This window comes from Runella sp. R5_40, assembly GCF_057652295.1.
On the sequence record NZ_JBYFCH010000003.1, the window covers coordinates 281,980 to 295,662 of the forward strand.

The window sequence follows — 13,683 nt, forward strand, 5'->3', positions numbered from 1 at the left end:
AGGGGACATTTTTTCCAAAATTAATCATTTTTTTTGACGAATTTTGGGACGAGTTTACGTTAGTCCAATCTCCCTACTTATGAAACAACTCCGCTCTATTTTGACTTTGGCAGGCTTTTTTGCGTTGATGAGCGCTTCGTCGCTCCATGCCCAAGAGTTTCTGGGTCAGCACAGTAGCAATTATGCGGGTATCAATCGTGCCACGTTCAATCCGTCGGCGATTGCGGGAACGCGCTACCGTTATCACATCAATTTGGTTTCGTTCAATACCACCGTCAACAACCGCTATTTCAAGTATTTTCGGAGCGATGCCCTGTTTCACCCCTTTCGGAATGCGTACGCCGAATCGGATATGTACGGAAAATCGAAGCTGACAGGAACACTTACCCAGGGGGAAAATGTAAATGTATTGGCCGAGTTACGGACACCTTCGGGCTACGTGGGTGTGGGGAAAAACAATTGGCTAGTGGTGGGCTTTCAGACGCGCTTACGTGGGTTTGTGCAAGGCTCGGGAGTACCTTCGGCCCTTTTTGATGCCTATAAATACCGCCTCGACGACGGCCTTACCACGGCTTCGACGGGGAGTTTTACCAATTTTACCATGAACCAACACTCGTTTTTTGAAACGGGTCTCACAGTGGCGGCGATGCCTTTGCGGTTGGATGGACTGATTCGGGTGAAAGTAGGAGCCACTCTAAAGCGGCTGTCGGGGGCGAGGAATGTTTTTTTGACCATCAAAAACGCCAATTACCAAGTTAAACCCCTCAATGCCGACGAATATGTGATGGAGTTGGGAAATGTAAGTTACGAATATGGCTATACCCACCCCGTTCAGTCGTTTAGTTTGGGAAGCCTGTTTTCGTCCGACTACGGCTCGGGAACGGCTATCGACCTTGGAGCGACGGTCGAAATTGGGCGCATTCGCCAGCACGCCGAAAATCAGGCCAATTACATTGCCAGAATCGGGGTGGCACTGACGGATGCAGGACAGATTTCGTACCCTTCGACGGGCAAACAATACAGCGGTACGCTGAGTAAATTGACCATTAACCAAAATCAACTCATTGATATTGGTAATAATTCGGTAAAAGGATTAGAAACAATACTCGGGACGGCGAAGCCTGCCACTTACGCTTCATCGACAGCCCTGCCACGTACGCTGAACATTGATGCTGATGTGCAATTGGCCAAGTCGTTTTTTGTGAATGCTACGTGGATAAAACCAACCAACGTAGGCTCATTGCCCACGCATTTAGCCCAGCCGCAGGTGTTTTCCCTGACACCACGTTTTGAAGGGGAAGATGTTGAGTTTACCCTTCCTGTTACTTGGTGGGAAGGAAACAGCAAACCCACCATTGGTTTTTCGGTGCGCTTTGGCCCTGCCTACATCGGATTCAGCAACTTTGGAGGGTTAGTGAGCAAGGCCGTTCAGCCCCGTGGTTCATTGGCCTATTTCGGCATCCAGTTGTGGGGACTTAACGACAAGAAAAAATAACTACCCACCCGCCTTTTTAGCCTTGTAGCCTTTGGCCAACAGCCACGTTACGATTTTGTCGCGAAAATCTCCCTGAATCAATATTTCACGGTCTTTGGCGGTGCCGCCCGTGCCGCAGAGGTTTTTGAGTTGTTTGGCTAAGGCTTCCATATCGCCCGTTTTGCCCGTCCATCCTTTGATGGCCGTCACTACTTTTCCGCCTCCTTTGCGTTCGAGCCATACCTTCAGGTCTTGTTGCTGAGGCGTAGGAGTCTCCTGTTCTTCGTCCGAATCGTCAAATTGAAAGCTGGGGTCGGTGGAATAGACGATGCCGTTGCGGTTATTTTTTGCCATGATTTTCTTCTTTTGCCCCGAAATAGCAGCTTTTTAGGCGTTTTTTCAAGGATTATGGTTCAAATCATCATTTGAGACGTGCCAAATCATATTTTGGAGCGTGGGCCGTGTTGGTGAACTGCACCTTTGCATCATCAATCGCAACGAAGCGGTTGTCCAAACTTTCTTACAACCATGAAAAAGGCCTTAGCTTCATTTGTCATTTTCGCCGTTATCGGTACTTCGTGTACATCGCTCCATTCAACGACCTATATCAAAGCACAAGACAGCTTTATTTTGGGAAACAACGAACACGGACAGTTTTCGGTCAAACTTAAAAATGCCTCCACCTCAAATGTAGAAATTTGGGAAGCACCCGTAGCAGGCGGGAGACACTCGCAAGTCATTGTCAAACCTAATGAAACGGTGAAGGTAAAGGTAGATAAAAATACCGCTTTGCGCATCGAAAATAAATCCAGTGAAAATCAAGCGGCCGTAGAACTTCACGTCAAAGGCGACACGGGATTATCAATGGGCTATAAAAACTAATCATCACTTACGCACATGAAAAAGCAATTATCAACCATTGTATTAATCATTTCTTTAGGGGTATGTTCGTCGGTCTTTGCACAAGACAAACCCAAAAGCATCACTGTGACTTTCAAAAACAATAGCCTTTTGATAAGAAAGTATTCATTTATCACTTATGCCCCCAACGAAACTGGCAACGGTACAACGGCCGATTATATGCTACCTTATACCACCAAAGAATTTAAAGTTGTGCCTGGTACAAAATTTTATTTGGCTTCTCAAAAGGAAGTAAAAGTCGTAATGAGCGGCAATAAGCTTGGAGGAGCACCTTTTTGTATTGCTAAAGTCGAAGATGATGGCAAGACGATTAATTTGCGAAAAAACTAACTGCCAAGATTGGCTTAAAAACGAAAAATAGTAGGATAAAAACTGTCATACTTTTTGAAAAACCGTTAGATTGAAGCCTTTAAAATGAATTCCGATGAAAGCCCTTCTATTTTTTGCCCTTTTGGGGAGTAGTTTGGTGCTAAAAGCCCAGAGTCAATCAGATACCATCGCTTTTAGCCTCAACCGACAAAACAATATTTGCATCAAAGCCCGCATCAACAACGCCGATACGTTAGTATTGATGTTTCATTCGGCTTCTACGGGAATCACTTTAACGAACGAAACCGTCGCCAAAAAACTTTCTCTAAAATTAGACAACGCAAACACCGTACAAACGTGGGGTGGTACTGCCGAATCTCGGTATAGCAATGGCAATACGATGATAATCAATGGCTTGAAATGGGAAAATATGACCATTTACACCAACGAAAATACGGGAGAAGGCACCAGTGGAAAATTTGGATATGATTTGTTTACGGGAAAAATAGTGGAAATTGACTACGATAAAAAACGCTTGATTGTTCACAAAACCTTGCCCAAAGTAGTAGCTAAATACACTAAAAGTAGCTTCAAAATCATTCAAGGGAGTATTTACATCGGGGCGGCATTGACAATAAGCGAGGAAATCTATCAAGACGATTTTATGTTTCATACGGGTTACGGAGGGAGTATTTTGTTAGATCCTAAAATAGGCGAAAAATACAGAATGCAGTCTCGACTCGTCACCATCAGTACCTCCGAGCTGCGCGATTCGTTTAACAATATCATCAAAATTGAAACCAAGCAACTGCCTCAAATCAGCCTCGGAGGCGAAGCACTAAAAAACGTCCCCGTTAGTTTTGCGGCCCAATCTTCAGCAATTCCCATGAAAGTACTGGGCAACGATTTATTGAAGCGTTTCAACGTCATTTTTGATTTTCAGAAAAACGACATTTACTTCAAAACAAACGAACTCAAGGCCATGCCTTTTGCGGTTAAAAAATAGCCTCTCTGCCTCTTTCTTTGCTTCATTTACCTCTTAATTAGGTTCAAATGATGATTTGGCACGCCTCAAATCATGTTTTGAAGCGTGCAAGCTGTGCCCTTATTTGACCTTTGTATCATCAATCGCAACGACGCGCTTGGCTAAAATCACAAAAACCATGAAAACAGTACTTTCTAACATCATCACGCCCGTTTATACCTCTACTTGGTACTCAGATTTAGTATTGGCCATTCCACGCATTGTGGGTTGCTATTTTTTAATGGTCAATTTTGGCGGTAGTAAGTTTCCTACACCCGATTGGTTTGTGGAAGACGTATCCAAGTTTGGTGGTATTTTCGCTTTATTCCCTGCATTTTTTGCGTGGGCTGCCGTATTGGCCGAAACCTTCGGTGGGGCGCTGTTGGTGCTTGGCTTGGGGACTCGGTTGGCAGGTTTTATGGTGGCTTGTACCATGTTGGTGGCTATTTTCTTCCAAAAATGGGGTGGCGAAGTATGGGAAATGCTACCTGCGATGGGCTTTCTTTGGATTTCGTTGTACGCCATCGTGATGGGGTCAGGAAGAATAGGGTTGGATCATTTTATTGCTCAGAAATTTAAAAAATAACGTCTTCATTATCACCTTTTAAATCAACAATTGCCATGAAAAAGTTAACAATGATTCTTGCCCTTTTGATGACGGTCTGTTTGTACACCCAAGCCCAACGTGGGCCACTACGCGGTACGGGCAAACTCATGACCAAAACGCTGGATTTTCGCGATTTTGATAAACTCTCTTTTGAAGATTTGGACGGGAAAATTGACGTTGAAATTGGCAAATCCTTTTCGGTAAAAATCGAAATTGACGAAAATTTGGAGCCACTTTTAGAGGTCAAAAAAGAAAGCCAAGAGGGCATGTTAAGCATTAGCCTCAAAGGCAACTACAACAATAAAATGTACATCGAAGATACCCGCATCAAAGTAAAAGTGACTATGCCCGAAGCGTCGGTGATTCAGCACCGTGGCAACAGTAGTTTGCAGGTTACGGGGATTGTAGGACAGTATTTTAGAATAGAAAATTACGGCAATGGCAACGCCACGCTCCAAGGAACGATTGATGAACTCGACGTCAAAAAGAACGGTAACGGAGAAGTAAAAGCCCAAGGACTCGTGGCCAAAACCGCCAAAGTAAAGAGCTACGGCAACGGTAATGTACGTGTAAATGCCCAAATATCGCTCATGGCACATGGCTCAGGGAATAACAGCGTGATGCAGTTTGGCCCAGGCAAAATTGACCCTATGTCGGGGATTATGGGCAACGGCGAAGTTAGAAAAATGTAGCCGTTTCAAAACTTAATTGTCGGTGGATAGTTAAAACGTATAGTCACATTCGCGGAACAGCCAATAGTTGTAAGCACTTTGATATAACGATGTCTATTTATCAAACACCCCTCCAATTTGGCTATTTTTTGGCCTTGCTTTTTGCCGTTTTGTTGTTGATTCGAGGTTGGAAAGAAGAACGGCTTTCGGATAAGTTTCTGGGCTTAGTGATGTTTTTTTTGGCCATGGAAATTCAGGATTACACCTTTGGGTTTTCGGGAATTAATATTCTCTGGGAAAAATACGACGGCTTTCCGCGCTACTTTCACCTTGCGTTTGCCCCCACGATTTATTTCTACCTCAAAGCCCAAATCAACCGCGATTTTCGGTTCAAAGCGAGCCATTTGTGGCATTATTTGCTCTACGGTATTTATTTTTTGGTCAATATTGTCGTCTTTGTTCAGGGGCCAAAAGTAGTGAGCGCCTTCCGTAGTTCGGAGTTGTCGTACTGGTTGGGTTGGCTAGAAAGCATCGCCATTTGGGGTTCTTACATCTATTATTTTTATCAATCACTACGTCTTTATAAAGAATACCGTCTATGGGTTGAAACACAGTTTTCGGATACTGATACGATTAGCTTTGTGTGGCTTCGCAATTTTATTTACCTCATCATTGCGGGCGAAGTGTTCAAATTAGGCTGGTCTATTGCCGACCGCGCTTTGGGGGATTTGCCCTTTGAGCAAGATTGGTGGTGGCATTTGTTTACGGTCGCCATTATTTGTTACGTAGGCATCATGGGGTATTCGCAACATCAGCCCGCTCGCTTATCGTACACCAAAGCTGAGGTGGTTCCTGAGCCAGAAGAAGGTGAAATTGTTAAAAATTCGGATTCTCCTGTAGCCAATTATTCAGAATGGAAGCCCAAAATTGAGCAAGTAGTTGGGGAACAACGCTTGTATCTTCAACCTGATTTGTCGCTAAGTGACGTAGCCCAGCGCCTTAAAACCAATACGTCGGTGCTGTCGGCGGCTATCAATCAGAATTTTGAAAAAAACTTCAACGATTTTGTCAATTACTACCGCGTAGAAGAGGTAAAACGCCAACTTAAAAACCCCGAGAACAGCCACTTGTCGCTATTGGGAATAGCGTTGGAGTGTGGTTTTAATTCAAAATCCACCTTTAATCGTGCCTTCAAGAAATTCACTGGAAAGTCACCGAAGGAGTTTGAGTAGAAACAAAAGCGCTTGGCATGGTGTTGTACAAAAAATACCATTAGAAGCGTATGTCATCACATCCCGCCATTAAACCCAGCCCCATCGGTACCAAAGGTCTTTGGATAGCCCTGACGGTGTTGGTGTTGTGGTTTGCTCACCTTGCGTTTTTACTGCATTATCCGCTGTACCTTAGCGACCCCCTTGTGCTCGTTTTTGTGTTGATTCAAATGCACCTTTATACGGGATTGTTCATCACAGCGCACGACTCCATTCATGGAGTTGTTGCGCCTGAAAATAAGCGACTTAATTATTGGATTGGATTCGTTTGTGCGTCTTTGTTTGCTTTTAATAACTACAAAACACTTTCGTCGAAGCATCACCTGCATCACCGCCACGCGGCCACCCACGACGACCCCGATTACCACGACGGTCATCCCAACTTCTTTTTGTGGTTTTTGGCCTTTGCCAAAGAATACATTTCGGTGATTCAAATCATCCTCATGGCAGTGACCTACAACGTGTTAAAACTGTGGTTCCCGTGGGAAAATTTGGTGGTTTTTTGGATGATTCCAGCGGTGTTGAGCACGTTCCAGTTGTTTTATTTTGGCACGTATTTACCCCACCGTGGCGAACACGAAAATCCGCCGCACAATGCCCGTAGTCAGAAGTTGAACCACGTATGGGCGTTTTTGAGTTGTTATTTTTTTGGGTATCATTTTGAGCATCACGCCTATCCTTACTTACCGTGGTGGCGTTTGCCCGAAGCGCGCGAGCGAGTAGCGGGGGTTTTGAGAAACCCTGAGAATTAGACTTTATTACTTGCATTTAACAAGGTTTTGAGAAACCTTGTGCGTCGGTTGTGAGCAACCTCCGACACGGGAGCGTGCTGTCGGTTGCTCGTGTGCTGTCGGTTTCTCAAAACCGACATGTGCGGTTGCTCACAACCGCGAAAAAGAGACTTTGCTACTTGCAATTTAACGAGGTTTTGAGAAACCTTGTGCGTCGGTTGTGAGTAACCTCCGACACGTGTATGTGCTGTCGGTTTCTCAAAACCGACATGCGCGGTTGCTCACAACCGCGAGAAAGAGACTTTATTACTTGCATTTAACAAGGTTTTGAGAAACCTTGTGCGTCGGTTGTGAGCAACCTCCGACACGTGTATGTGCAGTCGGTTTCTCAAAACCGACATGCGCGGTTGCTCACAACCGCGAGAAAGGAAGTTAAAAATCGTCAACATGGGGAATAAAATAGCAGTAGTAGGTCAATGGTTGCTGATTGCTATAGTAGTAATCCTCAAACTCCGTGCGGATGCTACTTATTTCCTCACTCCCGATTCGTACCATTACTTGCACGCTGTCCAAAGCTTAGTCGATGGAAAAGGCTATCACATCTTCTTTGAAGGTCGAGATACCTTTTGCGCCATTTGGCCCGTGGGTTATTCGGCGTCGATTGCAGCAATGGCGTGGCTGACGGGTTTTTCGGTAGAAATATCCTCAAAAATTATCAACGTATTGGCTCTTGCAGGTTGTTTTTGGTTAATATACAGTCGTTTTCGGGAGAAAGCGTGGTTTGTTTCTTTGGCTTTTTCGGCTTCGTCGTTGGTGCAAGTATATGCTAATACGTGGTCTGAAACCCTGTTTTTGTTTTTTGTGGTGGGTTTTGCGGCGCAAAGCATCGAGGCGATGCCAACAAAAGTAGGAGGGGCTTTTTGGGCAATTGGCGCGTTTTTGAGTCGATACGCTGCCGTTTTTTTAGCGTTTGTTTTATTGATTCAGCGAAGGTGGAGGGCTGCCTTGTATTACCTACTTTTTGTGGCGGGGTATCTGTTTTTTAATTTTTCTCAAACCAAAACTTTTACGGGTGGGCACGGTTTTTGGCCCGATGAACCGTGGCTGAGCCGAGTAGGGCGAGGCATACGCGGGCTAGGCGAGGAGCTTTTGTTTTTTGCGGTACGGGATTGGGGATTGAAAAATACCGCTTTGAACGACTCAGTGAAGTGGTTGATTTATGGAGTGGCTTTGGGTCAATTGATAGTGGTGGGGTTGATTATGAGGGAGTTTTGGAGGTGGGCGAAGGGGCGTGGAATCGATGCCTACGGCATGACAAAAAGCTCATTTTTTCGGGTAGGCATGGGTTATTTACTTTTCACCATTGCTATTTACCTAACCGATGCCTCTATCGAAAGCCTATATTTTCGGCGGTTGGCACCTGCTTCGTTGTTGTTTACAGTTGGGATATTGGAATGGGTTTCGTTACAAAAAGTGTTGTTTGAACGCACCAAATGGTATTTTGTGCTTTTCTTTGCGTTGTCAATTATTCATTCAATCCCAAAATAGCGGACTGTTGCCCGCTGCTTACTAAAATGTCTTCGCACCACGTTGTCCGAGAAAAACAAGAACCCGCCCTGCTCATTGCCAATGGCGAAGGTTGTAGCTTTGAATTGATGGGGCAACTGCTCGAATGGTCGCCGTTTGTGGTGGTGCTCGACCACGCCATTCATCGAGTGCTTGATTTGGGGATAAAAGTGGATGTGCTTTTGGGCGACTTTGACCGAAACGTTGATTTTGAAGAAATACACGCCCGTCAGTATCCGCTTGAGATTATTCATACGCCCGACCAAGACAAAACAGACCTTGAAAAAGGCATTGAATTTTTGATAGAACGTGGTTTTCCTGCGGTGAATATCGTGTGGGCAACGGGGCGCCGTGCCGATCATAGTTTGACCAATATGACGAATATTGTTCGGTACAAGAATCAAATCAAATGTGTCATGCTGGACGATTATTCCAAAATTTTTCCGTTGGTCGGGACGTTTGAAAAATGGTACGCTGCCGAAACGCCCATTTCGCTCATTCCCGTTGGAACGGTGACGGGGATTGCCACGGAGGGGTTGAAGTATAATCTTGAAAATGAGTCGCTTGTGCTGGGATATCGCAATGGGAATAGCAATGAGTCAGCGGCAGATGGGTTTGTAAAAATCTCGGCCCAATCGGGTGATTTATTGATTATGGAGTGCTGGGATTAATGGAGTGCTGAGTTTTGAGTTTACTGTTTATTGTTGTTACTTTTGAGAAAATACAAATTACGTTTCTATGCCCATCATTACCCACATCGAGGTTTTTAAGTTTAATATTCCCCTGCAAGCTCCTGTTACGATTGCGATTGGAACGATTGAGGAAGCTCGTAATATTTTGGTCAAAATTCATACATCGGATGGGGTATATGGAACGGGTGAAGGCGCTCCGTTTTGGATGATTGTCGGCGAAACGCAAGCCACTGTTTATGCGGCGGCTTATGATTTGGCAAAACTATTAATTGGCAAAAATCCCCTTGATTTAGAAGGATGTATCGGGGCAATGGAACGTTATTTGGCTGCCAATCCAACGGCGAAAAGTGCTTTCGACATGGCGCTATACGACCTTGCAGCGAAGTATGCCAATATGCCTCTGTACCAATTTTTGGGAGGTAGCAACCGCCCAATTGCGACCGATGAAACGATTTATATTTCTTCGCCCGAGGCCATGGCAGCCGATGCTGTGAAAATCAAAGAGCGCGGTGCTGATGCCATCAAAGTGAAATTGGGCACAAACGCAACCGATGACATTAAACGCATTGCGGCGATTCGTACGGCGATTGGCGACGAAATTCCCATCCGTACCGATGCCAATCAAGGTTGGGATTATGTGAGTGCGCTCAAAGTGCTGAATACTATTGCCGACTGGAACGTAGAGTACTGCGAGCAGCCCGTAAAACATTGGGATTATGCGCACATGGCGCGTCTTCGTCAGCATGCTCGGGTACCTATTTGTGCCGATGAATCGTTGTTTTCTCCCCAAGATGCGGTCAAATTGGTGGCGCAAGAGGCGGTTGATTATTTTAATATCAAGCTGTCTAAAAGTGGAGGTTTGCGTAATGCCGTCAAAATCAATGCGATTGCTGAAGGGGCAGGCATACGTTGCATGATTGGGTGCATGTCGGAGTCGCGTTTGGGGATTTCGGCCAATGCGCATTTTGCGTCGGCGTTGCACAACGTCGTTTTTTATGATTTAGATTCCCCTTTTGAGCACGCCCAAGATCCTGTGTTGGGTGGCATTGTTTACCAAAATCATTACCAAGTGATTATTCCTGATGCACCTGGCCACGGTGCCGATGTGGATAGTGCTTATCTGCAAAAAATGGAGTCGTTTACGGTGTGATTCAAAAAAGTCGGGTTGTGAGTAACCCTCTGCACGAATCAAAACCTTCATTTTCTGGTTATAATTTCTCTTGATTCCGAAACTGAGCGGGAGTTTTGCCCGCAAAACGCTTGAAAGCCGTGTGAAAAGCAGAGGTGGAATTGTAGCCCACGCGCTCGGCGATTTCGTCGATTTTGAGGTGGGCAAAGGCAGGGTTGGAAAGTAAACGTTTGGCTTCTTCGACGCGGTGGTAGGCGAGCCAATCAAAAAAGCTTTGTTGAAGTCGATCGTTGAGTACTTGGGATAAATGATGCGGTGAGACCGACAGACGTTGCGCTAGTTTGGGTAACGTAAAATCGTTGTCGAGGTACGGTTTTTCGGTTTCGAGTAGCTGCTGTAGTTTTTGCAAAATCAACTCTCCATAGTCTTCCGAGAGCGATGATTTTTCGTACTTTTTCTTTGGTTCATTTTCGAGGTTTTCAACTTGAAATAATACCGAATGACTCGTCACCAAGTAGCTGGTTACATAAACATAAAACGTGACCAAGCTTCCCAGTAAATAATCGCCCAAATCTTCTTCAAACGTTAATTTTACCCCAATAAATAACATTGGAAAAAGGCACGACAGCATCGTAAGGTTGCGAAGTTGGGTGAAAGGTGCAGCGTTTTTTAAGGTGAAAAAAGGCAACTGTTGTTGGCGAAAGGCCCGCCCAATTTCTCGAAAACTTAGCCCCAAATACGCCAATATACTGACCAACGTAAAGTCGTTGACGTATTCGCGAATGTGCAGCGGGTCTTCGGAATGCCACAAGGTAACGGCTCGAAAAGGCAACTCAGGATGCCACGCATCGAGGTACGAATTGTACTTGTACTCAAGCGGTTGGTGTTGCCAAAAAAAGGAGTAGAGACACCAAAAGGCAAACGGTAAAAGGTGCCAGCCGTAGTGACGAGGAAGCCGGCCATGAAGCCGAGCATACACAAAAAAGAAGGGTAAAAGAGCTAATAAAAAATTGGTAGGTTCGGCAAAATTATCGGCCCAGAGGGTTTGAAATTGGTAGTTGGAATAACACAAAAAGACTTCTAAAATAGCCGCACAAAAAGCCAACATCACCCATCCCATCATGCGATTGGCTACGGACTTTGCCCGTTGACCTGTCAGAAAAAGTCCCCCCAGCAAAATGCCCTGAACGACACCAAGGAGAATAACAATCGCAAAAAAGTCGATGCGGAGGGGCATTGTTGAAAAAACAGTATTTTGAAAGGCAAATCGGCAAGGAGCAAAAGGCAAAAACGGTACTTCACAAGTTCCCTTTTGCCTCTTGCCTCACTTACTTCTTGCTAGTTTATCTCCAACGCTTGTATTGGTTAATCAAGCCATTGGTGCTGCTATCGTGTGATTCGATAGGCCAGTCGTTTTGAAGCTCTGGATAAATCTTATTGGCCAATTGCTTGCCCAATTCTACGCCCCATTGGTCGAAACTGAAAATGTTCCAAATAACCCCTTGAACAAAGATTTTGTGCTCGTACATCGCAATCAAGCTTCCTAAAACGCGCGGTGTAATTTTCTTTACCAAGAAAGAGTTGGTCGGGCGGTTTCCTTCAAATACTTTGAACGGAGCAATTTTGGCAATTTCTTCTTGCGATTTTCCGCTCAATTCTGCCACCACTTCGTCCAATGTTTTACCGTTCATCAATGCTTCTGTTTGGGCAAAGAAGTTTGATAACAACATTTTGTGGTGTTCGCCAATCGGGTTGTGGCTCAACGCAGGCGCGATAAAATCGGCAGGAATGAGCTTGGTTCCTTGGTGAATTAATTGATAAAACGCGTGTTGGCCGTTGGTGCCAGGTTCTCCCCAAATAATAGGGCCTGTTTGGTAGTCAACTGCCTCGCCGTTGCGACTTACGTTTTTCCCGTTCGACTCCATGTCTCCTTGTTGGAAATAAGCGGCAAAACGGTGTAAGTATTGGTCATACGGTAAGATAACGTGCGTATCTGCGCCGAAAAAGTTGTTGTACCAAATCCCCAACAGGGCCAAGACAACAGGAATATTTTTCTCAAAACGCGCCGAACGGAAATGATTGTCCATGTCGTGCGCCCCTGAAAGGAGTTGCTCAAAGTTTTGGAAGCCAATGTAGCAAGAAATCGACAAGCCGATGGCCGACCACAACGAGTAACGCCCTCCTACCCAATCCCAAAAACCAAACATATTTTCGGGGTCAATGCCAAATTTTTCTACTTCAGTACGGTTGGTTGAAATGGCTACGAAGTGCTTAGCTACGTGAGCGCTGTCTTTCGCAGTTTCCAAAAACCAACGACGCGCCGAGTGGGCGTTGGCCATTGTTTCTTGGGTTGTAAACGTTTTTGAAGCAATCATAAACAACGTTGTCTCAGGATTGAGTTTTGCGACTGCTTCGGCAATGTGCGTACCGTCCACGTTCGACACAAAATGAACGCTCAGACCTTTCTTACCGTACGACTTGAGCGCTTCGGTCACCATTACGGGGCCGAGGTCAGAGCCTCCGATACCAATATTTACAATGTCAGTAATTTTCTTACCCGTAAAGCCTTTCCATTCGCCGCCGCGCACTTTTTCCGAAAAGCCTTTCATTTTTTCCAACACTTCGTTGACATCAGGCATGACGTCTTTGCCATCCACCTCGATGGGGGTGTTGGAGCGGTTGCGAAGGGCTACGTGTAACACCGCGCGGTTTTCGGTGGCGTTGATTTTGTCGCCCGTAAACATTTTTTCAATTGCATCCGAAAGCTGGCATTCGCGGGCTAGGTCGCACAAATACGCCAACGTACGGCCATTGATGCGGTTTTTAGAGTAGTCAACGACGATGTCACCCAAGCGCACCGAGAATTTTTTGAAGCGGTTAGGGTCTTCGGCAAACAATTCTTTTAAATGTTTCTTGCTGATACTCTTGTGGTGGGTTTTGAGTTTGCGGTAGGCAGCCGTCTGGTCAAAAGGAATGGCTTGTAACATCTGTCTAAATAGTTTTATGAACACGCAAAAGTAGGGAATACGCCCACTTTCTCAAAGAAATGAGGGTTTTAGGGCGTAAAAAGGCAGAATTTGGGGCAAGTTGTGGGAATTTATAAAGGCAACCTACGAATCAAGGGATAAAAGTCTCGGAGAGACGCAACATTTGTAACGAGAAGAGTCATCCCATAAAAAGTCTCGGAGAGACATAACGTTTGTAGAATTGAAACAAAATGGATGATTCCATAAAAAGTCTCGGAGAGGCATAGCGTTTGTAGAATTGTAACAAAATGGATGATTCCAT

The 13,683-nt window shown here is 45.1% G+C and carries 14 protein-coding genes; 11 read left to right on the plus strand and 3 right to left on the minus strand.

The features are described 5' to 3' along the window. The first annotated feature begins 79 nt into the window (after positions 1 to 79). The gene (locus tag AC23N5_RS08325; protein WP_487755194.1) at positions 80 to 1,495 is read left to right on the plus strand and encodes a DUF5723 family protein; all 1,416 of its coding nucleotides are present in this window, start codon (positions 80 to 82) and stop codon (positions 1,493 to 1,495) included. On the opposite strand, the gene AC23N5_RS08330 is transcribed toward AC23N5_RS08325, so the two are convergent. Next, complete coding sequence (locus tag AC23N5_RS08330) at positions 1,496 to 1,828, minus strand: translation initiation factor (protein ID WP_183973312.1); 333 nt, start codon at positions 1,826 to 1,828, stop codon at positions 1,496 to 1,498. Positions 1,829 to 2,002: 174 nt separating this feature from the next. On the opposite strand from AC23N5_RS08330, the gene AC23N5_RS08335 reads away from it, so the two are divergent. From AC23N5_RS08335 to AC23N5_RS08380, 10 genes are all read left to right on the plus strand, one after another. Next, on the plus strand, positions 2,003 to 2,356 hold the full coding sequence (locus AC23N5_RS08335; protein ID WP_487755195.1) for a hypothetical protein: 354 nt from the start codon (positions 2,003 to 2,005) through the stop codon (positions 2,354 to 2,356). Positions 2,357 to 2,371: 15 nt separating this feature from the next. Continuing rightward, positions 2,372 to 2,725, plus strand: coding sequence for a hypothetical protein (locus AC23N5_RS08340; RefSeq protein WP_487755196.1), 354 nt, complete (start codon positions 2,372 to 2,374; stop codon positions 2,723 to 2,725). 94 nt (positions 2,726 to 2,819) lie between these two features. Next, entirely contained in the window at positions 2,820 to 3,710 is an 891-nt protein-coding gene (locus AC23N5_RS08345) for a hypothetical protein (RefSeq protein WP_487755197.1), read from the plus strand. Positions 3,711 to 3,867: 157 nt separating this feature from the next. Further along, entirely contained in the window at positions 3,868 to 4,314 is a 447-nt protein-coding gene (locus tag AC23N5_RS08350) for a DoxX family protein (protein WP_487755198.1), read from the plus strand. 35 nt (positions 4,315 to 4,349) lie between these two features. Further along, the gene (locus tag AC23N5_RS08355; RefSeq protein WP_487755199.1) at positions 4,350 to 5,027 is read left to right on the plus strand and encodes a GIN domain-containing protein; all 678 of its coding nucleotides are present in this window, start codon (positions 4,350 to 4,352) and stop codon (positions 5,025 to 5,027) included. An 89-nt stretch (positions 5,028 to 5,116) separates the two neighbouring features. Beyond that, positions 5,117 to 6,238 carry a helix-turn-helix domain-containing protein gene (locus AC23N5_RS08360; RefSeq protein WP_487755200.1) on the plus strand — a complete coding sequence of 374 codons (1,122 nt, stop codon included), beginning with the start codon at positions 5,117 to 5,119 and terminating at the stop codon, positions 6,236 to 6,238. 50 nt (positions 6,239 to 6,288) lie between these two features. Beyond that, entirely contained in the window at positions 6,289 to 7,029 is a 741-nt protein-coding gene (locus tag AC23N5_RS08365; RefSeq protein ID WP_183973320.1) for a fatty acid desaturase, read from the plus strand. 351 nt (positions 7,030 to 7,380) lie between these two features. Continuing rightward, positions 7,381 to 8,556, plus strand: a complete 1,176-nt coding sequence (locus AC23N5_RS08370) for a hypothetical protein (RefSeq protein WP_487755201.1) — start codon at positions 7,381 to 7,383, stop codon at positions 8,554 to 8,556. Positions 8,557 to 8,582: 26 nt separating this feature from the next. Then, positions 8,583 to 9,245, plus strand: a complete 663-nt coding sequence (locus AC23N5_RS08375) for a thiamine diphosphokinase (RefSeq protein WP_183973324.1) — start codon at positions 8,583 to 8,585, stop codon at positions 9,243 to 9,245. A gap of 67 nt (positions 9,246 to 9,312) precedes the next feature. Next, the gene (locus AC23N5_RS08380; protein WP_487755202.1) at positions 9,313 to 10,416 is read left to right on the plus strand and encodes a mandelate racemase/muconate lactonizing enzyme family protein; all 1,104 of its coding nucleotides are present in this window, start codon (positions 9,313 to 9,315) and stop codon (positions 10,414 to 10,416) included. 58 nt (positions 10,417 to 10,474) lie between these two features. Here the strand turns inward: AC23N5_RS08380 and AC23N5_RS08385 are convergent, their stop codons facing one another. Further along, on the minus strand, positions 10,475 to 11,632 hold the full coding sequence (locus AC23N5_RS08385; protein WP_487755203.1) for a helix-turn-helix domain-containing protein: 1,158 nt from the start codon (positions 11,630 to 11,632) through the stop codon (positions 10,475 to 10,477). A 106-nt stretch (positions 11,633 to 11,738) separates the two neighbouring features. After that, on the minus strand, positions 11,739 to 13,382 hold the full coding sequence (gene pgi / locus AC23N5_RS08390; RefSeq protein WP_487755204.1) for a glucose-6-phosphate isomerase: 1,644 nt from the start codon (positions 13,380 to 13,382) through the stop codon (positions 11,739 to 11,741). Positions 13,383 to 13,683: the final 301 nt, after the last annotated feature.

Coding starts and splice junctions, on each gene's coding strand:
- AC23N5_RS08325 (WP_487755194.1), top strand. CDS start 80: ATGAAACAACTCCGCTCTATTTTGACTTTGGCAGGCTTTTTTGCGTTG.
- AC23N5_RS08330 (WP_183973312.1), bottom strand. CDS start 1,828: ATGGCAAAAAATAACCGCAACGGCATCGTCTATTCCACCGACCCCAGC.
- AC23N5_RS08335 (WP_487755195.1), top strand. CDS start 2,003: ATGAAAAAGGCCTTAGCTTCATTTGTCATTTTCGCCGTTATCGGTACT.
- AC23N5_RS08340 (WP_487755196.1), top strand. CDS start 2,372: ATGAAAAAGCAATTATCAACCATTGTATTAATCATTTCTTTAGGGGTA.
- AC23N5_RS08345 (WP_487755197.1), top strand. CDS start 2,820: ATGAAAGCCCTTCTATTTTTTGCCCTTTTGGGGAGTAGTTTGGTGCTA.
- AC23N5_RS08350 (WP_487755198.1), top strand. CDS start 3,868: ATGAAAACAGTACTTTCTAACATCATCACGCCCGTTTATACCTCTACT.
- AC23N5_RS08355 (WP_487755199.1), top strand. CDS start 4,350: ATGAAAAAGTTAACAATGATTCTTGCCCTTTTGATGACGGTCTGTTTG.
- AC23N5_RS08360 (WP_487755200.1), top strand. CDS start 5,117: ATGTCTATTTATCAAACACCCCTCCAATTTGGCTATTTTTTGGCCTTG.
- AC23N5_RS08365 (WP_183973320.1), top strand. CDS start 6,289: ATGTCATCACATCCCGCCATTAAACCCAGCCCCATCGGTACCAAAGGT.
- AC23N5_RS08370 (WP_487755201.1), top strand. CDS start 7,381: ATGTGCAGTCGGTTTCTCAAAACCGACATGCGCGGTTGCTCACAACCG.
- AC23N5_RS08375 (WP_183973324.1), top strand. CDS start 8,583: ATGTCTTCGCACCACGTTGTCCGAGAAAAACAAGAACCCGCCCTGCTC.
- AC23N5_RS08380 (WP_487755202.1), top strand. CDS start 9,313: ATGCCCATCATTACCCACATCGAGGTTTTTAAGTTTAATATTCCCCTG.
- AC23N5_RS08385 (WP_487755203.1), bottom strand. CDS start 11,632: ATGCCCCTCCGCATCGACTTTTTTGCGATTGTTATTCTCCTTGGTGTC.
- pgi (WP_487755204.1), bottom strand. CDS start 13,382: ATGTTACAAGCCATTCCTTTTGACCAGACGGCTGCCTACCGCAAACTC.